The sequence below is a fragment of the Pseudomonas sp. KH_024_B2 genome (genome assembly GCF_057839965.1).
On the sequence record NZ_CM174502.1, the window covers coordinates 394,914 to 415,720 of the forward strand.

At 58.5% G+C, this 20,807-nt stretch carries 19 protein-coding genes; 16 read left to right on the forward strand and 3 right to left on the reverse strand.

Annotated features, from left to right (window positions below; genetic code table 11):
* Positions 1-30: 30 nt before the first annotated feature.
* Complete coding sequence (locus AC3I0A_RS01900) at positions 31-3,120, reverse strand: multidrug efflux RND transporter permease subunit (RefSeq protein WP_489375957.1); 3,090 nt, start codon at positions 3,118-3,120, stop codon at positions 31-33.
* A 15-nt stretch (positions 3,121-3,135) separates the two neighbouring features.
* Positions 3,136-4,290 (reverse strand): efflux RND transporter periplasmic adaptor subunit, encoded by a 1,155-nt coding sequence (locus tag AC3I0A_RS01905; protein WP_489375958.1) that lies wholly within the window; start codon positions 4,288-4,290, stop codon positions 3,136-3,138.
* A gap of 328 nt (positions 4,291-4,618) precedes the next feature.
* Between AC3I0A_RS01905 and hemE the strand changes: the two genes are divergently transcribed.
* From hemE to AC3I0A_RS01975, 14 genes are all read left to right on the forward strand, one after another.
* Entirely contained in the window at positions 4,619-5,686 is a 1,068-nt protein-coding gene (gene hemE / locus AC3I0A_RS01910; RefSeq protein WP_489375959.1) for a uroporphyrinogen decarboxylase, read from the forward strand.
* Between the two features lie 470 nt (positions 5,687-6,156).
* Complete coding sequence (gene gbpA, locus AC3I0A_RS01915; protein ID WP_489375960.1) at positions 6,157-7,626, forward strand: N-acetylglucosamine-binding protein GbpA; 1,470 nt, start codon at positions 6,157-6,159, stop codon at positions 7,624-7,626.
* Between the two features lie 89 nt (positions 7,627-7,715).
* Complete coding sequence (locus AC3I0A_RS01920) at positions 7,716-8,285, forward strand: cytochrome b (protein WP_489375961.1); 570 nt, start codon at positions 7,716-7,718, stop codon at positions 8,283-8,285.
* Positions 8,286-8,371: 86 nt separating this feature from the next.
* Entirely contained in the window at positions 8,372-8,842 is a 471-nt protein-coding gene (locus AC3I0A_RS01925) for a type II secretion system protein N (RefSeq protein WP_489375962.1), read from the forward strand.
* On the forward strand, positions 8,843-10,768 hold the full coding sequence (gene gspD / locus AC3I0A_RS01930) for a type II secretion system secretin GspD (RefSeq protein ID WP_489375963.1): 1,926 nt from the start codon (positions 8,843-8,845) through the stop codon (positions 10,766-10,768). It begins immediately after the preceding gene.
* Positions 10,765-12,246, forward strand: a complete 1,482-nt coding sequence (gspE, locus tag AC3I0A_RS01935) for a type II secretion system ATPase GspE (protein WP_489375964.1) — start codon at positions 10,765-10,767, stop codon at positions 12,244-12,246. Before gspD ends, gspE begins: the two co-directional genes overlap by 4 nt.
* Before the next feature lie 3 nt (positions 12,247-12,249).
* A complete protein-coding gene (gspF, locus tag AC3I0A_RS01940; protein ID WP_489375965.1) occupies positions 12,250-13,461 on the forward strand; it encodes a type II secretion system inner membrane protein GspF in 1,212 nt (403 codons plus the stop codon).
* A gap of 3 nt (positions 13,462-13,464) precedes the next feature.
* Positions 13,465-13,920, forward strand: a complete 456-nt coding sequence (gspG, locus tag AC3I0A_RS01945; RefSeq protein ID WP_489375967.1) for a type II secretion system major pseudopilin GspG — start codon at positions 13,465-13,467, stop codon at positions 13,918-13,920.
* 3 nt (positions 13,921-13,923) lie between these two features.
* On the forward strand, positions 13,924-14,391 hold the full coding sequence (gspH, locus tag AC3I0A_RS01950) for a type II secretion system minor pseudopilin GspH (RefSeq protein ID WP_489375968.1): 468 nt from the start codon (positions 13,924-13,926) through the stop codon (positions 14,389-14,391).
* A 73-nt stretch (positions 14,392-14,464) separates the two neighbouring features.
* On the forward strand, positions 14,465-14,794 hold the full coding sequence (gene gspI / locus AC3I0A_RS01955; RefSeq protein ID WP_489375969.1) for a type II secretion system minor pseudopilin GspI: 330 nt from the start codon (positions 14,465-14,467) through the stop codon (positions 14,792-14,794).
* On the forward strand, positions 14,787-15,335 hold the full coding sequence (locus tag AC3I0A_RS01960; protein WP_489375970.1) for a type II secretion system protein GspJ: 549 nt from the start codon (positions 14,787-14,789) through the stop codon (positions 15,333-15,335). Before gspI ends, AC3I0A_RS01960 begins: the two co-directional genes overlap by 8 nt.
* On the forward strand, positions 15,332-16,201 hold the full coding sequence (locus AC3I0A_RS01965) for a type II secretion system minor pseudopilin (RefSeq protein ID WP_489375971.1): 870 nt from the start codon (positions 15,332-15,334) through the stop codon (positions 16,199-16,201). The genes AC3I0A_RS01960 and AC3I0A_RS01965 overlap by 4 nt, the downstream gene beginning before the upstream one ends.
* Positions 16,198-17,289: a type II secretion system protein GspL gene (gene gspL, locus AC3I0A_RS01970; RefSeq protein WP_489375972.1), complete on the forward strand. Its 1,092-nt coding sequence runs from the start codon at positions 16,198-16,200 to the stop codon at positions 17,287-17,289. The genes AC3I0A_RS01965 and gspL overlap by 4 nt, the downstream gene beginning before the upstream one ends.
* Positions 17,289-17,753, forward strand: coding sequence for a type II secretion system protein M (locus tag AC3I0A_RS01975; RefSeq protein WP_489375973.1), 465 nt, complete (start codon positions 17,289-17,291; stop codon positions 17,751-17,753). The genes gspL and AC3I0A_RS01975 overlap by 1 nt, the downstream gene beginning before the upstream one ends.
* 9 nt (positions 17,754-17,762) lie before the next feature.
* Here AC3I0A_RS01975 and AC3I0A_RS01980 read toward each other — a convergent pair whose 3' ends face one another.
* Positions 17,763-19,007 carry an MFS transporter gene (locus AC3I0A_RS01980; protein WP_489378381.1) on the reverse strand — a complete coding sequence of 415 codons (1,245 nt, stop codon included), beginning with the start codon at positions 19,005-19,007 and terminating at the stop codon, positions 17,763-17,765.
* 152 nt (positions 19,008-19,159) lie between these two features.
* Between AC3I0A_RS01980 and AC3I0A_RS01985 the strand changes: the two genes are divergently transcribed.
* Both AC3I0A_RS01985 and AC3I0A_RS01990 read left to right on the forward strand, forming a co-directional pair.
* Positions 19,160-20,056 (forward strand): LysR family transcriptional regulator, encoded by an 897-nt coding sequence (locus AC3I0A_RS01985; protein WP_489375974.1) that lies wholly within the window; start codon positions 19,160-19,162, stop codon positions 20,054-20,056.
* 187 nt (positions 20,057-20,243) lie between these two features.
* Positions 20,244-20,627: a type II toxin-antitoxin system PemK/MazF family toxin gene (locus AC3I0A_RS01990; protein WP_489375975.1), complete on the forward strand. Its 384-nt coding sequence runs from the start codon at positions 20,244-20,246 to the stop codon at positions 20,625-20,627.
* The last annotated feature ends 180 nt before the right edge of the window (positions 20,628-20,807 follow it).

Consider the following 20,807-nt stretch of genomic DNA (forward strand, 5'->3'; position numbering starts at 1 on the left):
TACGAGAAAGCCCGCTCCTGCAGTTGATCTTCAGCGACGACGGGTTTTCACCTGCTGCATCACCACCACAAAAAACACCGGTACAAACACCACCGCCAGCGTCGCGGTGAACATCCCGCCGATCACTCCCGTGCCGATGGCCTGTTGGCTCGCCGAACTGGCACCCGTGGCAATCGCCATGGGCACCACGCCAAGAATGAACGCCAGCGATGTCATCACAATCGGCCGCAACCGCAACCGCGCGGCTTGCAGCGTGGCGTCGATCAGATCGTGACCTTCGTCATAGAGACTCTTGGCAAATTCGATGATCAGAATCGCGTTCTTCGCCGACAGGCCAATGATGGTGATCAATCCGACCTTGAAGAATACGTCGTTGGGCATCTCGCGCAGGGTGACCGCCAGGACCGCGCCGAGCACGCCGAGGGGCACGACCAGCAGCACTGACGTCGGAATTGACCAACTCTCGTACAACGCCGCCAGACACAGGAACACAACCAACAACGACAGGCCGAGCAGGATGGGCGCCTGATTGCCGGACAAGCGTTCTTGCAACGATAGCCCGGTCCATTCCTGCCCCAGACCGGCTGGTCCTTGCGCCACCAGACGTTCGATTTCCGCCATGGCTTCTCCGGTGCTGAAGCCGGGGGCCGGTTCCCCGGAGATGCTGATCGACGGGTAGCCGTTGTAACGGTTCAATTGCGCAGGCCCTTGAATCCAATTGGCCTGGACGAATGCGGACAAAGGCACCATTTTCCCCTCGTTGTTGCGTACGTGCATCTTCAACAGATCGTCGACCTGATTGCGCTGGTCGCCCTCAGCCTGGACCACCACCCGTTGCATCCGCCCCTGATTGGGGAAGTCATTGATATAGGCCGAACCGATGCCGGTGGACACTACGTTGCCAATATCGGCGAAGGAGACGCCCAGCGCATTGGCGTGTCGGCGGTCGACGTCCAGTTTTACCTGCGGCGCTTCGGCCAAGGCGCTTTCGCGGACGTTTATCAGGATCGGGCTGGCTTGAGCTGCTTCCAGCAAATCGCTGCGCGCCTTCATCAGCGTCGCATACCCAAGGCCGCCACGGTCCTGCAAGCGGAATTCGAAACCGCTGGACGTGCCGAGACCATCAATCGGTGGTGGTAATACGACGAACACTTCTGCCCCTTTGATTTGGCTCACGACCGCGTTCGCCCGTTCGGCGATGGCTGCCGCCGTGTCATTGCTGCCCCGCTGCGACCAATCCCTGAGCACGGTGTAACCCAATCCGGCGTTCTGTCCGCTGCCGGAAAAACTGAAACCGAGAACGAACGTGCTGTTGTCCACACCCGGCTCGGTGGCGTTATGCGCTTCGATCTGCTTGATGACCTCGACCGTGCGATTTTGGCTCGCACCGGGGGGCAGTTGAATGTCGGTGATCGTATAGCCCATGTCTTCGACCGGAAGAAACGAGGAGGGTAGGCGACTGAAACTCACCACCAGCACAATCAGGAGCCCGCCATAGATGAACAGATAACGCCCGCTGCGTTTCAGCGCATAAGCGACCCCGTCCTGATAGCGGTCGGTCAGTTGTTCGAATCGGCGGTTGAACCATCCAAAGAACCCGCGGGCAGCGTGGTCGCCCGGTTCAAAGGGCTTCAGCAGCGTGGCGCACAGCGCCGGTGTCAGGGTCAGGGCAAGGAATGCCGAGAACAGAATGGACGTGGCCATGGTCAGAGAAAACTGCTGGTAAATGACCCCAACGGAGCCCTGCATGAACGCCATCGGGATGAATACGGCAACCAGCACCAGGGTAATGCCGACGATGGCCCCGCTGATTTGCTTCATCGCCTTGCGCGTTGCTTCCTTGGGCGAGAGCCGCTCCTGGAGCATGATTCGTTCAACGTTCTCTACCACCACGATGGCGTCATCCACCAGGATGCCGATCGACAGCACCATGCCAAACATGGTCAGCACATTGATGGAGAACCCCAGCACCTGCATGATCGCAAAGGTGCCCATCAAGGCCACCGGCACCACCAATGTCGGAATCAATGTGTAGCGGATGTTTTGCAGGAACAGGTACATCACCGCAAACACCAGCACCATCGCTTCGAGCAGTGTGTAAACCACTTTGGTGATCGAGACCTTGACGAAAGGCGAGGTGTCATACGCGATCTGATACTTCACGTCAGCCGGGAAATAGAGCGTCAACTCATCCATCTTTGCGCGCACCAGCGTCGCAGTGCTCAATGCGTTGCCACCGGGCGTCAGTTGCACACCCAGTTCGCTGGAAGGTTGGCCATTGAGACGCGTGCCGAACTGGTATTCCTGGCTGCCTATTTCGACCCGGGCGACGTCGCCCAGGCGCACGATGGCCCCATTGGTGTCGGCGCGCAGCACAATGTCGGCGAACGCTTCAGGGCTCGACAATTGGCCTTCAACGAGGACGATCGCGGTGATTTCCTGACTGCTACCAACTGGTAATTCCCCGAGGCTGCCGGCTGCTATCAAGGTGTTCTGAGCAGCGATCGCGGCATTGACGTCCGCAGGTGTGAGGTTGAAAGCAATCAGTTTTTGCGGATCGACCCAAATACGCATGGCTCGCTCGGAGCCGAACATCTGGACCTTGCCGACGCCGTCCAGGCGCTTGATTTCGTTTACCACATTGCGCGCCAGGTAGTCGCTGAGGGCAACGTTGTCGACATCATCGCTGGTGCCGATAAGCGAGATGAACAACAGGAAGCCTGTGGAGACTTTCTCCACGCGCAAGCCCTGTTCTATCACCGCTTGTGGAAGGCGCGACTCGATGACTTTCAAGCGATTGAGTACGTCGACCTGTGCAAGCTCCGGATTGGTGCCTGGTTTAAATGTCGAGGTGATCGTGGCGGAGCCCTGGCTACTGCGCGATTCAAAATACAACAGATGATCAGCCCCGCTGAGCTCTTCCTCGATCAGGCTGACGACACTTTGATCCATCGCCTGTGCCGAAGCCCCCGGGTAGGTAGCGACAACTTCGATTTTGGGCGGGGCAATGTTGGGGTATTGAGCCACTGGCAACTGCGGTATAGCCAGTGCGCCAGCGAGCAGGATGAACAGGGCGATTACCCAGGCGAACACCGGGCGGTCGATAAAGAACTGCGGCATAAACTAGCCTCCTGCTTATTGACCAGTAGCCTGGGCAAGTGGAAGAGCGGAGTTGTCGATTTGCACTTTCTCGCCGGGGCGAGCATGTTGCAGTCCTTCGACGACGATGCGGTCGCCCGATTTGAGGCCGTCGGTGACGATCCACCGGTCTTGATTCATTGCTCCCAGTTGCACCGTTTTCAGGCTCACGCGCAGCTCGTCATCGACCAGGAACACTTGGGCCAACCCTGCGCTGTTGCGCACGATGGAGCGCTGCGGAACGCTGATACCGCGTTGGTCGATGGCCTGCTCCAGCCGCACACGCACAAAGCTGCCGGGCAGCAAATCGAGATCGGGGTTAGGAAACTCGCTGCGCAGGATGATTTGGCCGGTACCCGGATCGACGGTGATATCGCTGAAAAGCAGCTTGCCGGGCAACGGATAGAGGCTGCCATCGTCCTGGAGCAAAGTAGCTTTGGCCTGGTCCAGGCCAAGTTGCTGCAATTGGCCGGAGCGGAATGCACGGCGTAGTTCGTTGAGTTCACGGGTCGATTGAGTAAGGTCGACGTGGATCGGGTCCAGTTGCTGAATCAGTGCCAGCGGTGTCGATTCGTTCTGTCCGACCAAGGCGCCTTCGGTCACTAGGGCGCGACCGATGCGCCCGGAGATGGGGGCGGTGACGGTGGAATAACTCAAATTCAGACGGGCGCGTTGCACAATCGCCTGGTTGGCCGCGACGTCAGCCTCGGCCTGCTGAGCAGCCGCGCGCGTGTTGTCATACTCCTGGGCGCTGATCGCATTGCCTGAGATCAATCGGCGGTAGCGTTGTTCTTGCAGGCGCGCGCGTGAGGCATCGGCTTGAGCTCTTTTCAGCCCGGCCAGGGCGCTGTCCAGATCAGCCTGAAGGGGCGCAGGGTCGATGTAAAACAGTACGTCGCCCTGTTTCACTTCACTGCCTTGCGCGAACACACTTTTGAGCACCACCCCAGCCACTCGGGCGCGTACCTGGGCCATTCGCGGTGCCGCAATGCGTCCACTCAGTTCGCTGCTGATGGAAAGGGGTTTGGCTTCCAGGGTTTCGATGCTCACCTTTACAGGTGCGGATTCCAGCGTGTCGGATGCCTGAGTACAGCCGCTGACAATAATCGCCAGTACCAGTGAACCTGACGCGAAACGCAGTTTTCTATACATCGACACCCCTCCATAAAGTGGCGCGGATGCTAGGAAGGAGCGGTTAATTCGCTGTTAAGCGGGTCTCGGAAGAGTGCGAGCAAATGTGACGTCGAGATTGCGGATATCTCTGACGAGCAAGTGCATGCAAGCCTAAGGGACCTGCATGTGAAACCTTCTCAGCCCTTCAGGAACACGCTTGGTCGCAGCTCCCCCACGGGTCTTGGAGACGTGCTGCCGAGTTTAACCAGCGCGACAAATTGACCCGATAGACAAAAGGCACGGCTCTTGCCGTGCCTTTTGCGTCGCGCTCTGAGAAAATGCCCGCACTTTTTTTCCGGATGCCGACATGACTGCCCTGAAGAACGACCGTTTCCTTCGCGCCCTGCTCAAGCAACCCGTAGACGTCACCCCCGTGTGGATGATGCGTCAGGCCGGTCGCTACCTGCCTGAATACCGCGCCAGCCGCGCCAAGGCCGGTGATTTCATGAGCCTGTGCATGAACCCGGAGTTCGCCTGCGAAGTCACGATGCAGCCGCTCGACCGTTATCCAGAACTGGATGCGGCGATCCTCTTCTCCGATATCCTGACCATCCCTGATGCCATGGGCCAAGGCCTGTACTTCGAAACTGGCGAAGGTCCGCGCTTCAAGAAAGTCGTCAGCACAATGGCCGACATCGAAGCCCTGCCAATCCCTGATCCACACAAAGACCTCGGCTACGTCATGGACGCGGTCAGCACCATCCGCCGCGAACTGAACGGTCGCGTGCCGCTGATCGGCTTTGCCGGCAGCCCATGGACCTTGGCCACTTACATGGTCGAAGGCGGCTCGTCGAAAGACTACCGCAAGACCAAAACCATGCTCTACGACAACCCGCAAGCCTTGCATCTGCTGCTGGACAAACTCGCGCAGACGGTCACCAGCTACCTCAACGGCCAGATCATGGCCGGCGCGCAAGCGGTGCAGATCTTCGACAGCTGGGGCGGCAGCCTCTCGGCGGCGGCGTACCAGGAATTCTCCCTGGCTTACATGCGCAAAATCGTCAGCGGCCTGATCCGCGAACACGAAGGCCGCAAAGTGCCGGTGATCCTCTTCACCAAAAACGGCGGCCTGTGGCTGGAAAGCATCGCCGACGCCGGCGCTGACGCCCTTGGCCTGGACTGGACCTGCGACATCGGCGAAGCTCGCCAGCGCGTCGGCAGCAAAGTCGCCCTGCAAGGCAACATGGACCCGACCGTGCTCTACGCAAAGCCTGAAGCCATCCGCGCCGAAGTCGGTCGCATCCTCGCCAGCTACGGCAAAGGCAGCGGCCACGTATTCAATCTTGGCCACGGCATCACCCCGGAAGTCGACCCGGAACACGCCGGCGCTTTCCTGCGCGCGGTGCATGAGCTTTCTGCACAATACCATCAGTAATCCTTTCCTGGATTACCTGTTACAGCCTGTCTGGCAACACCGGACAGGCGTTTCTCCCTTGATGCGCGACTCCCTCTCTTTTTTAGAAAAAATGCCGTCCTTTGTAAGTCTGTGTTACTAACCTTGCCCGATTAATAGGCATGATGATATTTCTTGTGCTGATGTAAGATTTTTCCTACATATAAAGACAACTCATAACTGTAGAGTGCTCCCCACATTCCACTCAGTCTTCTGCTTGGCCAATAGTCCACAAAAAAACAATTGAGCTGCTTGAGGGTTTAAGTCTTTTTTGTTGCGCGAAACTTCAACGCTCGATTTTTGTTGTGTCGTACTTTGGTCTTAAATAATGTTGCTCGATACTACGGCTGGAATTCCAATTTCGGCGCAAGCAGGTTGTGGGCGTTTGTAGTTCGATAAAAAGTTTCACAAGTTTCTGTTGCGACATTAATAATCGGTTTGGAGTTAATAATATGAAAAAAACTGTGTATAAAGGGAGCGTGTTAGCCGTATGTGCTTCTTCGTTGACCCTATTGGCGATGATGTTGGCATCACAGAATGTTGCCGCTCATGGTTATTTGAATGAACCACCGTCCCGCGCATTTCTCTGCCAGAAAGGTCTCAATAAAGACTGTGGCGGCGCGCAGTACGAACCGCAAAGCGTGGGTGAAACCTTCAAGGGGTTTCCTGCCGGTGTTGGTGGTGCTCCTCTGCAGGGGCCGGTTGATGGCAAGATTGCCAGTGGTGGTATCGGCCTGTTCTCTGCAGTGGATGCTCAGTCGGCTACTCGCTGGCACCTGACCGAAATCAAAGACCGTAATATCAGTTTCGACTGGAAATATACGGCCGCTCACCCGGCCACCAAACATGAATACTTCATCACAAAAAATGGCTGGAATCCGAATGAGCCGCTCAAGCGTGCCTCTTTCGATAGTACGCCGTTCTGCTTTGTCGACGGTGGGAATGTACTGCCGGTCTCCGGTGATAAGCATGCGTGTGTCATTCCTGCAGACAAGACCGGTCATCATGTGATTCTCGGATTGTGGACCGTTGGCGACACCGATGCGGCGTTTCATAACGTCGTAGACGTGAATATCCTGGCCGAAGCCGAACTGCCGGGCGGCTGGAATTCTGTTGGCAGCATTACCCCTGCAACGACCTTATTGGCAGGTGACAAAGTCAAGGCCCGAGCCTTCACCTCCACTGGGGAGAACGCGCAGTACAGCGTCGAAATCTCCATTGACAACGCCGAGGAAGGCAAGCCGGAAAACTGGTCGTTCAAATTGGCCGAGCAGATCAACAAGACCCAGAAGCTGATACGCGCGGGCATCCGCAATGAACAAGGTGATATCGAGCCGGTGAAGGGCACGAACAAGCTGTATGCCCAGAAAGAGAGCGGTGTCATCCGTTACGAAGTGGCGCTGGACATGCAAGAGGATGCCGATGCCCGAATGAACTTCGGCGGCCTTGGCACTGAATACAAGCTGGAAAAAGGCGTCGCGAAAGTATCGTTTCCCATTGTTAACAATCGAACGATGAATATCGAGGCAACCATTTTCGATGCCAACAACAAGCAAGTGGGTTACACCAAACAACTCGTGGTTGCGCAAAGCAATATCTGGCTGAACGTCGATGTGCGTACAGCGCCGGGTAAACACGGTGTGAAACTGGTAGGGACCACCGAAGATGGTCGTACCACACGCCAGGCCTTCGAGGAAACCGAGATGACCGGTGAAGGCGGTGGTGGGGACTATGATTTTGTATTCCCGGAAAACGTTGGCAGCTACACGGCGGGTACTAAAGTCTTGCAGCCAAAAAACGGTCTGATCTATGAATGCAAGCCATTCCCAGAGTCCGGTTACTGCAAGCAATACAGTCCAACGGCTAATGGGTTTGAACCCGGTGTCGGTGCTCACTGGCATATGGCCTGGGACCAGAAATAGCTTGATCTGGCAACGCTCCGGGCAGTCACTAATACGTGATTGTCTGGAGTCTCTGGCTGACTGCGATTTGTTATCAGCGCGACTGGGTTATGAGCTTGAAGATGAGAGAGTCAGGTTATTCAGGGCAACAAAAATTTTTGCACTGGTTATCCGCAATAGTTATTTTGTGGGCGCTGATAAGCGGTTTCTATGTATCGCTATTCGATGTGCCATTGGCGGTCAAGGAGTGGGTGGCTTTCGTTAATGTATCGTTGACCACGCTGTATTTGCCATTTTTTGCTTTAAGACTTTACCTTTCTTTTAGGTATCAGCGCTCTGCGGGCGCGCACTGTCGTTCACTCGCCGAGTATCTCGCGCTGTTCGTACACAGGTTTATTTATCTGGTCATTGGTGTTGTATTGGTGACGGGTATTTTAATGATGGATCGAGCGATCAGTGTCTTCGATCTTTTCTTTATCCCTCAACCGTTGGATGACCCTGATTTTATCGCGCTGTCTGTAACGGTTCATGTGTGGGCTTGTCTGTTGCTCGCGCTCTTGATCGCCTTGCACGTAACTGCCGTCATTAAACATGAACTCTCGGGGCGCAGCGTTCTTGAACGTATGTCTTTCCGAGTCTCAGCTGGACAGAAAAACATGATTGATGTGAATCGGGATTGAAGTTTTCAGTAGTGGCAGTGTCCGGTCATTGGCCAGTCTTGCTCAGGGTCGTTTTGCTGGTTCTACCGTTGGGTTACGGAGCGTCCTTGACCTGGAAAGAGTGGGCGCTGCGCGAGGCCATGGCGATGCAACGTGAGCTTCCAGTCGCATCTGCAGCCGTTGTTGATTCGCGGGCTCAGCTGGATCCTGCCGCCGTCGCGACGGTGCTCGGTCTGGCCGCGGAAAGTGCATTGGTGCGCAGTGCCGAACCGCTGACGCTACGTGCGAGTTTTGTTTCCAGTACCGGCGAGTCCCGGGCGTTATTGGCGGGGGCCGATGGTGAGCGCATTTATCAGGTTGGCGAAAGCTTGCCCGGCGGCAGCGTCCTGCGTCGCGTGGAAATTGCGCAAGTAGTGCTCTGGCGCAAGGGTCGTGAGGAGTTGTTACCTCTACAACTGACTGGCGGGCGCTCCTTGCAGGCGGTCAAGGCGGGAGGTCAGGGCCCGGCCCCGGCCCCGGCCCCCGCACCTTCTCCCCATTATCTTCGGCCGACTGCCGATCTGCCTCAGAGTGATTGAATGAACAGTTTCAGGTTGGGCGTATTGCGCCTGGCGTTGCGGGTTACAGCGTTGGCGGCATTGCTGCTCCAGGGTTCGGCATTGGCCGAGGAGCAGCAATGGCAACTGGCAATGAACAACGCCGAACTGCGAGATGTCGTGGAGGAAATGTCGTCGATACTAGGCACGACGGTGATCCTTGACCCTCGGGTTCAGGGTCGTATCACTGTGATGTCCAGGCAGGCGCTGGACCGCGAAGGGGTCCGCCGGCTGTTCTATTCGGTGCTTGATGCCCACAACTTCACGGTGATCGATCAGGGCGATCGAATACTGATCACGCCGGTGACGGAAGCCAAGACACGAGCTGGCAACGGTGATGCTCAAACCTCGCCAGCAGCGCAGTTCGTCACGGAGGTGATCGAACTCAATTCCAGCGGCGCCGCTGACCTCGCAGGTCTGGTACGACCACTGGTGTCGGCCAATGGCTATGTCGGTCCGTCGGTTTCAGCCAATGCTCTGGTGGTCACTGACACAGCCAGCAATGTCCGGCGCATCGGGCAGGTCGTTCGCAAGCTGGACTCCGGGGCAAAGAATGCCCATGTCGTCGTGGAGTTGCGCCATGGTCTGGCGACTGATGTTGCCAAGGTGATGGAGTCGTCTCTTGGCAAACCTGGAGCGGATACGGGGAGCCTGGTGATTGCCGATTCACGCGCTAACCGCCTGGTGATCATCGGTACGCAGGCCGTGCGTCAACGCTTGACCAGGCTGGCTCGTTCGCTGGATATCCCGGCGACTGCCAAGCTCGATAACGCCCGGGTGATCCGCCTGCGGCACAGCGATGCCAAGCAGTTGGCCGAGGTGCTGGATGCCATGGGGCAGGGCCTGAAACAGGACGCCCCTCTTGGCAGCGCAAAAGATTCCACTCCAGCCACACAGGTTATGGTCAAGGCTGATGAGAGCCAGAATGCGCTGGTGTTAGTCGCAGATCCGGCCCAGGTCAGGACGATCGAGAACATCGTCCGTCAGTTGGATCAACCGCGCGCCCAAGTGCTGATCCATGCCGCTATCGTGGAGATTTCCGGCGACATTGTCGAAGCGCTGGGGGTTCAGTGGGGAATCAGTACCGGGGATGCCAAAGGCTTCATCAACTTTCCCGGCACCAACATTCCGATTGTCGGGGGGATAGAGTTTGATGATAAAAAAACCGCTCCAGAGGGCTCGCTTCTCAGGCTTGGCGGAGATCGTTTCGGCGCGTTGATTTCCGCTTTGGCCAGCAACTCCCGTAGCAACCTCCTGTCCACCCCGAGCCTGCTGACTCTGGATAACCAGGAGGCGGAAATCATCGTGGGTCAGAACGTACCGTTCAAGACCGGCTCCTATGCCACCAATAGCAGTGGTGCGGACAACCCCTTCACGACCGTGGAGCGCAAGGATGTCGGGATTCGTCTGAAGATCAAACCGCACATCAATGATGGTTCCACCTTGCGCCTGGAGGTCGAACAGGAGGTTTCGGATATCGCACCCTCGGTATCCGGTGTGGATTCTTCGGACCTGATCACCAACAAACGCGCATTGAAAAGCACGATCCTGGCTAACGATGGCGACATCATTGTCATCGGCGGCCTGATTAAGGACAGTGTGCTCACCCAGGAAAGCGGTGTCCCCCTGTTGCGCAATATCCCGTATCTGGGGGCGCTCTTTCGCTGGACCAAAGACACTCAGACTAAAAGCAACTTGATGGTCTTTCTGCGTCCGACGATTGTGCGCAGCAAGCAGGATCTCGCCGAGATCAGTCAGGATCGTTACAACGACTTGCGCGACCTCAGTCAGCCGACGGCGCGACAGAATAATTCGCTGCTGCTGCCCCGTGACCCGCACCAACTGTTCGACGGCTCCACTGATGCGCAATCCATCGACCTGCGCAAGCCTGCGCCGAGTGCGCCATGACGCGGCAGTGGGCGTTTTGCGAGCAGCTGCCATTTGGCTTCGCCCGGCGTTTCGGGGTGCTATTGGAAGGGACGGGCGAGGCATTGAGTCTGTCGATTCGTACCGATACACCGTTAACTGCCTTGGCGGAGGCCCGGCGTCTGATCGGGCATGAGCTGCCACTTCAGGTGCTTGAGCCTGCCGTGTTCGCGGCGCGTCTGGCGAGTTGCTACAGCGATGGCCAGAGTGCTGCCGAACAGGTCGCCCAAGGGCTGGATGAAGAACTTGATCTGCTCAGCCTGGCCGATCAGGTGCCGCAGACCGCCGACTTGCTCGAACAGGAAGGTGATGCGCCGATTATCCGACTGATCAACGCACTGCTCAGTGAGGCGGTGCGAGAGAAGGCTTCGGATGTTCATCTGGAAACCTTCGAACAGTATCTGTCGGTGCGCATGCGGGTCGACGGGCAGTTACGCGAAGTACTCAGACCCAAGCGCGAGTTGGCCAACCTGCTGGTGTCGCGGATCAAGGTCATGGCCCGCCTCGATATCGCCGAGAAACGTATCCCGCAGGACGGTCGAATCGCGCTGCGACTGGCCGGGCACGAGGTCGATGTGCGGGTCTCGACCTTGCCTTCGGCTCACGGTGAACGAGTGGTCCTGCGGCTGCTCGACAAGCAGGCCGGCCGCCTCGATTTGCAACGCCTGGGCATGCCTGTCGACACTCTGGCGCGCTTTCAGCAGATTCTCGGCAAACCCCACGGGATCTTTCTGGTGACCGGCCCGACCGGTTCTGGCAAGACCACCAGCCTGTATGCGGCGCTGAGCAGCCTTAATGACCAGACCCGCAACATCCTTACGGTCGAAGACCCTATTGAATACCACTTGCCGGGGATCGGCCAGACACCGGTCAACCCGAAGGTCGAGATGACCTTTGCCCGAGGTCTGCGGGCCATTCTGCGTCAGGACCCGGACGTGGTGATGGTGGGCGAAATCCGCGACCGGGAAACCGCTGAAATTGCGGTACAGGCTTCGTTGACCGGACACCTGGTGCTGTCGACCCTGCATACCAACAGCGCGGTCGGCGCGGTCACCCGGCTGGTGGATATGGGCGTCGATGCCTACCTGTTGGCCTCATCGCTGGTCGGAGTCCTGGCCCAGCGTCTGCTGCGCACTCTTTGCCCGGAGTGCAAGGTGCCCGATCTCACCGACGCTGCCGCCTGCCAGCGACTGGGGCTCGACAGTCAGGCCGCTCCGCGCCTGTTCAAGGCCCAGGGTTGCGACCGATGCCAGCAAGGCTATCGCGGGCGGATCGGGATTTATGAGTTGGTCAGCGTCACGGCAGCCTTGTCCGAGTTGATTCATCAGGGCGCCAGTGAGCAGGAACTTGCCCGCGAGGCACGGCTGGTGTCGCGCAGTCTGTTTCAGGATGGCCAGCGGCTGGTACTGGAAGGTCTGACCAGCCTCGACGAGTTGCTGCGGGTCACTCAGGAGGACTAAGACATGCCGGCATTCGAGTACCAGGCTCAGGACCGCAATGGTCGTTATTGCCGAGGGCAGCAGGAGGCAGACAGCCCACGCCACGCCCGGCAGCTATTGCGCGAACGCGGCTTGTTGCCGACTGAGTTGCGGGCGGCAAAGAACCAGGGACCTCAAGGTGCCGTCTTTGGAAACACCACAAGGTTGAGTGCCAGCGAACTGGCCTTGCTGACCCTGCAGTTGTCCACCTTGATTCAGGCCGGGTTGCCGCTCGAAGAAGCCCTGCGTGCGGTCGCGGCACAAAGCGAGAAGCGTCGGGTCAGCAGCTTGCTGTCGGCGGTACGGGCGCGGGTGATGGAAGGGTATGCACTGGCAGCGGCGCTGGCTGGTTTCCCACGGGCCTTTCCAGAACTGTTTCGCGCCACCATTGCGGCGGGTGAGCGTTCCGGTCATCTGGGCCATGTACTCGAGCAATTGGCGGCTTATACCGAGGCTCGTCAGTTGTCTCGCCAGCGAATTCAGCTGGCATTGGTGTATCCGATGATCCTGCTGTTCGCGTCGCTGGCGATTGTCGGTTTTCTGCTCGGGTACGTGGTTCCGGACGTGGTGAAAATCTTCGTCGACAGCGGTCAGCCGTTGCCGCTGTTGACCCAGGCAATGATCGCCCTGAGCAACGGCCTGCGCAGCCACGGTCTGGTGTTGCTGGCGCTGTTGTTGGGTCTCGCCGTGACGGTGCGTTGGGCTCTGCACCAACCCTCGTTGCGTTTGCGTTGGCATGCGCTGGTCTTGAGGGCGCCACTGCTGGGCGGGTTGTTTCGGGCCATGGAGGCGGCGCGGTTTGCCAGCACGCTGGCGATCCTCGGCAAGAGCGCCGTACCGCTGGTCGACGCCCTGGAAATCGCCGCAGCGGTGATCGGCAATCTGACCATTCGCGCGCGCATGCGCGACGTCGCATGTTCAGTGCGTGAGGGCGGGACCTTGACCCGAGGGCTCGAACTGAGCGGCGATATCCCCCCAATGATGCTGCACATGATCGCCAGCGGTGAACGCGCGGGCGAGCTCGATAGCATGCTCGCGCGGGCTGCCGAGCAGCAGGAGAAAACCCTCGCGGCGCGCATTGCGCTGGTCGTGAGTTTGTTCGAACCGGCCATGTTGGTGCTGATGGGTGGCGTTGTGCTGCTGATCGTCATGGCCATTTTGTTACCGATTCTTAGCCTTAACCAACTGGTGAGTTGACCCATGAACCCTGTCCAGAACAAAACAGCCAAGGCCCAACGCGGCTTCACCCTGATCGAAATCATGGTCGTGGTGGTCATCATCGGCGTGCTCGGCGCCATTGTCGTCCCGCAGTTCATGAGCCGCCCCGACCAAGCCAAGGTCACCGCGGCCAAAACCGATATTCAGGCCATTGCCACCAGCCTGGAGATGTATCGCCTCGACAACTTCCACTACCCCTCGACCCAGCAAGGTCTGGAAGCGCTGAGCAAGCGTCCGCTGGGCGCGCCGGTGCCGAAGAACTGGAACCCCCAGGGTTATCTCAAAAGCCTGCCGATCGATCCATGGGGCACGCCGTATCAATACCTCAATCCCGGTGTGAATTCCGCCGATGGTGGCTATGACCTGTATTCCCTGGGCTCCGATGGTGTGTCCGGTGGCGAAGGCTATGCCGCCGATATCGGCAACTGGGAAGGCTGATACGTGCCGAAGCATTCGCGGGGTTTCACCTTGTTGGAGTTGATGGTGGTCATCGTGTTGATCGGTGTTCTGCTCGGTATGGTGAGCTTTGCGACCGGCAACAATCCTGCGCGCCAGGCGCGGCAGGAAGCCAGCGGGTTGATTCAGCTTCTGCACAAACTTCGAGAGCAAGCAGTACTTGAAGGCCGTGAGTACGGCGTGCGGCTGGAGACCGACGGTTATCAGGTGCTGAAGCTCGATGGTTCGGATTGGCGCCTGGTAGGAGCGGGTTATCGCTTGCCTGCCGGGTTGCAACTGCGTCTGGAGCAGGAGGGGCAAGCGTTGAAACTCGGGGATCGACCCGGACAACCCCATTTGTGGCTGCTCAGCAGCGATGAAACCAGTGCCTTCACGCTGCACATCGAAACGGATGAGCAGCGCTGGTCAAGCATCTCCAGTGACGGACTAGGCGAGCCGACGATCGATGAATAGCAAGAAACGAAAGAAACCCAGAAGGCAGCGTAAATCCAGGACAGTCCATCGAGGTTTCACCCTGCTGGAAATCATGATCGCTCTGGTTGTTTTCGCAACACTGGCAGCTGCCGTGATGGCCGCCGGCCAATATGCCCTGAAGCAGAATGTCCGTCTGGAGGAGCAGCTCTGCGGTGCCTGGCTGGCCGACAATCAACTGAGTGAGTTACACCTGCAGGCAGCGCTGCCCCAAGGTCGCCAGCAGCTGATCCGGCACTTCGACCGACGTGACTGGGTCCTGAACCAGGCCGTCGGGCCGGCAGCAGATCCGCGTCTGCTCAAGGTCGATCTCAGCGTTAGCCGTTCAGGCAGTGATCAGATCGTACACCGCACCACCAGTTGGCTACAGGCTCGCAATGAATAGTCCGAAGGGCTTCACCTTGCTCGAGCTGGTGATCGCCATGGCGATCTTTGCCTTGCTTGGGCTCGCCTGCTGGAGGCTGTTCGATGGCGTGGTACGCGCCGAACGCAGCACCGCTGTCCATGAACGAGAGCTCAGAAACCTGCAGCGCGCGCTCGCGGTAATCGAACGCGATATTTTGCAGGTGACCGAGCAATCCATCGTATTGAAACAGACGCTTTTACAGTTGCAGCGCAGTAACTGGCGTAACCCGCTGGATCAACCACGCAGCGAATTGCAGAACGTCAGCTATCGCCTCGACAAGGGCACGCTCTGGCGTGAAAGCAGCGGTGCCGAGCAGCCGTTGCTCCAACGACAAAAACTCCTTGCCGAAGTCAGTGCCTTGAGTTGGCGATTGTTCGACAGCAAGACGGGATGGCGCAACGATTGGCCGGCAAGCCAGGCCAAACCTGAATCCCGGCCCAAAGCGCTGGAAGTCACGCTGTCGACGGGACGCTTTGAGCAGATCCGTCGCGTGGTGCTCTTGCCGGGGAGCGCGCAATGAATGCTCGCCAACGTGGCGTGGCGCTGATCAGCGTGCTGTTGATCATGAGTCTGGCGCTGCTGATCACCGCCGGGATGTTGCGAAATCATCGCCTCGTCGTGCAAAGCAGTGCGCAACAACTCCACCAGGTGCAGTTGCGGCAGTTGGGATTCTCCGGCGAAGCCTGGGCCATGCAGCTATTGCGCAACCCTGAGCTGGACGAACAGAGGACTGTCAACCTGGCGCAGGAATGGGCTCGGCCCAAGCCGCCGTTCGAGGTGGAAAACGGGGACATTCGGGTCAGCATCGAAGATCTGGGCGGACGCTTCAACCTCAATACCTTGTTCAAGAACGGGCAGATCGATCAGGTCACTCTGGAGCGTTGGTCGCGGTTACTGACAGGGCTGGGAATACCTCCGTTGGATTTGCAGGCGTTGCAAACCTCGAGCCTGGCGGATGGTTTGAACGACCTCAGCCAATTGCGTTTGCTGCCGGGAATCGATGGCGAGGTACTCCGGCGCCTGCAACCGTGGGTCGCGCTACTGCCCAAGGACGCCAGCCTGAACGTCAATACCGCGCCGGCTCAGTTGTTGATGACGCTGGAGGGCATGACCCCGGCCATCGCCGGAGCCGTCGTCAGCCAGCGTCCGGCACAAGGCTACCGCTCTGCTCAAGCGTTTACCGAAGAGCCGCTGCTCTCTGGGCTGAGCCTGAGCAGTCATGGCCTTGGCGTGAGCAGTCGCTGGTTCCGCATCACGGTTGAAGTCGCCCTTGGGCAAAGCCACTTACGGCTGGTCACGGATGTCGAACGTGATCTCAAAAGCCGCCAGTGGAGCATCAAGCAACGACGCCTTCTGGCCCCGCTTACAAGTGAATCTTTCCGATGAAAACCTGGCTTTTCCTGAGCGCCGAAGGGCTGACCGATCCGTCGCCCGACTGGCCGAGCTGCATATTGCGGGCATCTGGCGAGCGGCAAGCCACCACCTTGGCCGAAGCCGCAAAAGACCTGGACGGGCAGGCAATTCAAGTGCTGCTACCGATGGAAATGTGTGGCTGGTTTCGTACCCAAAAGTGGCCCTCAAGGCGGCGGCCGAGTGTTCAGGCAATCGTCTTTGCCATCGAAGATCAACTGGGGGAAGAGCTTGAAGTTCTGCATCTGTGTGTCGGGCAGCGCGATCAGGAGGGCTGCTATCCGGTTCTGGTTATCCACAAGGCTCGCTTCAAGGCGCTGCTGGACCTGCTCACCGAACTGGGTATCGAAACCTCAGGCATCCATGTCGATGCGCAACTGTTGCCGGACGATCAGGCTTATGCCGTGTGGTGGTTTGGCCGATGGATCCTCGGCGGTGCGCTGGATTTTCGCCTGGCTGTGCCGGCAGAGGCGGTGGCGACACTCGAACCGCTCTTTCCCGCGGATATCTGCTGGTTGGATGAGGGGCACAATAGTTTGTTGCTGGGGAACGCAGGGCAATCGATCAACCTGCTACAAGGCGAGTTCCGCCAGGCTCGCCGCCGCTGGCCATGGTCGACAGCCTTACTGGCGGGGGTGGCACTATTCGCGTTGTCCTGGGGTTTCACTGAAGCCCGCAGCCATTTTTTCGAGCGCGAGGCTCAGCGGCTGTATTCCCAGAGTGTACAGCGCTTCAAGGCGATGTATCCGGAGCAGACCCGCATTGTTGATCTGTCTGCGCAACTCAAGGCTTTGCAAAGCAAAGGCAGTGTCAATCAGCACACACAGATCTCCCGCCTGGTGAACCTGACTGAGCAGGTTATTGGCGGCAGCAGCGTCGAGGTTCAGCGTATCGAATTCCGGGCCGGTGAGGGCTGGAAAATGCAACTCACCGCCAGCAGTTTCGCGGAACTGGAACAACTGCGTGAGCGCGGGCAAAAGAGCGGTATGTCGATCAAGCTTGGCGGTGCCAGCAAGGAGCAGAACCGGGTGCAGGCAGTACTGACTCTCGAGGAAAAATCATGATGGGCAAATCCATAGCTTTGCCTGTGGTCGTGACTGAAATATGGAACCGCCAGTCGCTACGTGATCGACAGCTGTTAAGTGGACTTGGGGTGTTTATGCTGGCAGTGCTGGCCTTCAGCATGGTTTGGCAACCGGCTCAGCAACGGTTGTTGGTGGCCGAGCGGCAGTATCAGCAACGGCTTGCTCTGGCCATGGAGGTCCAGCGCGCTCAGCCACCCGTTGGGCGCGCCACCACGACTCAACCGCTGTCCACTCAGGTCAGTGAGCGTGTCGTCGCGGCTGGCCTTGAACTGCAACAGTTCGACGTAGAGGGCAACTTGTTGCGGCTGACGGTCAGCGGCGACGCGCTGGTCTTGCTGGCCTGGCTGGACAACACCGAGCAAGAAGGTGCCGCGCTGCAATCGCTGACCCTGGAGAAACGCGGCAAGCTATTGGAGGCGCGGCTGGTGTTGCAGGCATTCTAGATGTTCTGCCTACATCGGTTGATTGTTCGGCAACAACGGCAGCCTGGCCAGCTTCAACGCCACCAGCAGTGCAATCACCAGCAATCCGCCAATGAACAACCCGATCCCGTTCCAGCCCCCCAGGTGCCAGGCCACGCCGCCTGCCGTGCCGGCGATGCTCGACCCGGCGTAATAGCAGAACACGTACAGCGACGAAGCCTGGCCTTTGGCCCTGGTCGCCCGGCGCCCGATCCAGCTACTGGCCACCGAGTGCGCGCCAAAGAAGCCGAACGTGAACAGCAGCATGCCGATCAGCACCAGTACCAAGGGGGTGAACATGGTCAGGGCAATCCCCGCGAGCATCAAAACGATAGTGCCCCAGAGCATTTTGCGCCGGCCGAATGTGTCGGCCAGCGCACCGATTTTCGCCGAGCTGTAGATGCCCGACAGGTACACCACCGAGAGCAGGCCGACGAACGCCTGGTCCATGTGGTATGGCGCGGCCAGCAGGCGATAGCCGATGTAGTTGAACAGCGTCACGAAGGCGCCCATCACCAGAAAGCCTTCCAGAAACAGCCACGGCAGACCGGCGTCGCGAAAGTGCATGGTGAAGCCGTCGATCAGGCTGCGCGGGTGCAGCGAGCGAGCACGAAAGTTGCGCGACTCCGGAAGGATTCTCCAGAACACCGCTGCGGCGATCAGCGAAAGTCCGCCGATCACCAGCATCGCTGTATGCCAGCTGACGAAATCGATCAACACACCGGTGATCAAGCGGCCAGACATACCGCCAATCGCGTTGCCACCGATATACAGCCCCATCGCCAGGCCGAGGTGTTGCGGGTGGATTTCTTCGCTCAGGTAAGTCATGGCCACCGCTGCCAGCCCGCTCAGGGACAAACCGGTCAGCGCGCGCATCACCAGCACCCCTTGCCAGCTCGGCATCATTGCGCTGGCGAGGGTGCACAGGGCCGCGGCGAACAGCGCCGCGACCATCATCGGTTTGCGCCCGATACGGTCGGAAATCGGTCCGGTGATCAGCAGCCCGATGGCCAACATGCCGGTGGCGACCGAGAGGATCAGACTGCTCTGCGCGGCGTTGATGGAAAACTCGTGGGACAGCAGCGGCATCATTGGCTGTACGCAATAGAGCAGGGCGAAGGTGGCGAAACCGCCGGAAAACAGCGCCAGCGCCGTGCGCATGAACATCGGCGTGCCTTTTTCGATGTAGATGTCGTGCAGTTCAGCGACCCCATCGTCCAGCGCAGAAGGCGGCATTTCATGGGCTAGCGGGGCAACGGCAGTTTTCACGGGGAACCTCGGTGGGGCGCAGCCGGTCAGGCAATGAAAAAAGCATATAGCTGGCTAATGATTCTTTCCAATATATTGTTCGACCTGTTTGATAGGTTTAACGACCTAATGGAGTTTTCATGGAATTGCGTCATCTGCGCTACTTCATCGCCGTCGCCGAAGAACTGCACTTCGGCCGCGCCGCACAGGTGCTGGGTATCTCCCAGCCGCCGTTGAGTCAGCAGATTCAGGCGCTGGAGCAAGAGGTCGGCGCGCGCTTGTTCGAGCGGACCAATCGTCGGGTCGAGCTCAGCGAAGCCGGGCGGTTGTTTCTGGAAGAGGCGCGTCTGGTGCTGGCGCAGGTCGACAAAGCCGCCGACGTGGCCAGACGCGCGCAACTGGGTGAGCTGGGCGAACTGAAGATCGGCTTTACCTCGTCGGCACCGTTCAGCTCGACTATCCCGCAAGCGATTTTCGCGTTTCGCCAGCGCTTCCCGTCGGTGCACCTGAACCTGCGGGAAATGAGCAGCACCCGGGTTGCCGATGCGCTGGTGGATGAGTCAATCCAGGTTGGCATCATGCGGCCGTTGCCCCTGCCGGATTCGTTGACCGTAGTCGAGTTGATGCGCGAGCCTTTGGTGGCGGTACTCAGTGCCAAGCACCCACTGGTGGCTGGCAGTGAGGAGGGTTTGTTCCTGTCGGCGCTGGCCCTCGAGCCTTTTGTGTTTTTCCCACGTAGCTATGGCAGCGGGTTATATACGCAACTGCTCAGCCTGGCGCGCGATGCCGGCTTCAGCCCGCACTTCGCTCAAGAGGCCGGTGAGGCGATGACCATCATCGGTTTGGTGGCAGCCGGGCTCGGTGTGTCGGTGCTGCCGGCGTCTTATCGGCGAATGCGCATCGACGGCGTGGTCTATCGACCGCTGCTCGACCCGCAAGCGATCTCGGCGGTGTGGCTGGTGCAGAGGAAAGATCAAAACTCGCCGATGGCCAAGGCGTTTGTCGAGTTGTTGACCAGGGCCGAGCCTATTGGTTGAGGCACAAACCGATAGTTCATGTGCGGTGGTTTTGAGCCGGCCCTGCTAGAGCGAATGTAGTTGGTTGATCACAGGGATGCTTCGGTGTGAGAGCGATTCGAGGAGTTGACATTTCAGGTAACGGATCGGGCTTAGGGATTTGTTCAACACTTGCGCAGAATCGATTTCTTTTTGGCGAGTGCCATGGATGCCACTTCAATACCAACCCAAGGAAGGCAGCGTGCTGATTTGCGATTTCAGAGGCTATGAAATACCTGAGATGGTCAAGGTCCGGCCCGTTGTCGTCATACGCAAACACAGGACCAACAGGCTATTGGTGACGGTTGTGCCGCTGAGCACCACGGCTCCAGAGTCTTTTCTCGATCACCATCTGGAGCTTGAAAACCATCTTCAAGGAGGGAGTCCTGTTTGTTGGGCAAAGTGCGATATGGTCGCAACCGTCAGTCTTCCCAGACTTGACCGGATCAAGCGAAGAGATCGGCAAGGAAAGCGTGTTTACGAAATCTCACAACTTTCAGTAGAGGAGTTTGCCGCGATCAAAGCAGCTGTCCGTAGCGCCCTCGGGCTATAAAGCCTTTGTGCTGAGGTTATTGGGCGGTTTGCCACCGGTTGCCGGTTGCTTGGTTTCGGGCAATACTGGCCGCGTTCCCGAAAGGGGCTTGTGAGACTCTGAGGATCCTGGGTAACCAGCCATCGCAGAGCCAGACAGGAATAGGGCGATGACAAGCCAACCTGTCTGTGAATAGGGCGC

Bases quoted from the DNA above. Each gene is read 5' to 3' on its own strand.
- AC3I0A_RS01900 (WP_489375957.1), bottom strand. From the start codon at position 3,120: ATGCCGCAGTTCTTTATCGACCGCCCGGTGTTCGCCTGGGTAATCGCC.
- AC3I0A_RS01905 (WP_489375958.1), bottom strand. From the start codon at position 4,290: ATGTATAGAAAACTGCGTTTCGCGTCAGGTTCACTGGTACTGGCGATT.
- hemE (WP_489375959.1), top strand. From the start codon at position 4,619: ATGACTGCCCTGAAGAACGACCGTTTCCTTCGCGCCCTGCTCAAGCAA.
- gbpA (WP_489375960.1), top strand. From the start codon at position 6,157: ATGAAAAAAACTGTGTATAAAGGGAGCGTGTTAGCCGTATGTGCTTCT.
- AC3I0A_RS01920 (WP_489375961.1), top strand. From the start codon at position 7,716: ATGAGCTTGAAGATGAGAGAGTCAGGTTATTCAGGGCAACAAAAATTT.
- gspD (WP_489375963.1), top strand. From the start codon at position 8,843: ATGAACAGTTTCAGGTTGGGCGTATTGCGCCTGGCGTTGCGGGTTACA.
- gspE (WP_489375964.1), top strand. From the start codon at position 10,765: ATGACGCGGCAGTGGGCGTTTTGCGAGCAGCTGCCATTTGGCTTCGCC.
- gspF (WP_489375965.1), top strand. From the start codon at position 12,250: ATGCCGGCATTCGAGTACCAGGCTCAGGACCGCAATGGTCGTTATTGC.
- gspG (WP_489375967.1), top strand. From the start codon at position 13,465: ATGAACCCTGTCCAGAACAAAACAGCCAAGGCCCAACGCGGCTTCACC.
- gspI (WP_489375969.1), top strand. From the start codon at position 14,465: ATGATCGCTCTGGTTGTTTTCGCAACACTGGCAGCTGCCGTGATGGCC.
- AC3I0A_RS01960 (WP_489375970.1), top strand. From the start codon at position 14,787: ATGAATAGTCCGAAGGGCTTCACCTTGCTCGAGCTGGTGATCGCCATG.
- AC3I0A_RS01965 (WP_489375971.1), top strand. From the start codon at position 15,332: ATGAATGCTCGCCAACGTGGCGTGGCGCTGATCAGCGTGCTGTTGATC.
- gspL (WP_489375972.1), top strand. From the start codon at position 16,198: ATGAAAACCTGGCTTTTCCTGAGCGCCGAAGGGCTGACCGATCCGTCG.
- AC3I0A_RS01975 (WP_489375973.1), top strand. From the start codon at position 17,289: ATGGGCAAATCCATAGCTTTGCCTGTGGTCGTGACTGAAATATGGAAC.
- AC3I0A_RS01980 (WP_489378381.1), bottom strand. From the start codon at position 19,007: ATGCCGCCTTCTGCGCTGGACGATGGGGTCGCTGAACTGCACGACATC.
- AC3I0A_RS01985 (WP_489375974.1), top strand. From the start codon at position 19,160: ATGGAATTGCGTCATCTGCGCTACTTCATCGCCGTCGCCGAAGAACTG.
- AC3I0A_RS01990 (WP_489375975.1), top strand. From the start codon at position 20,244: ATGCCACTTCAATACCAACCCAAGGAAGGCAGCGTGCTGATTTGCGAT.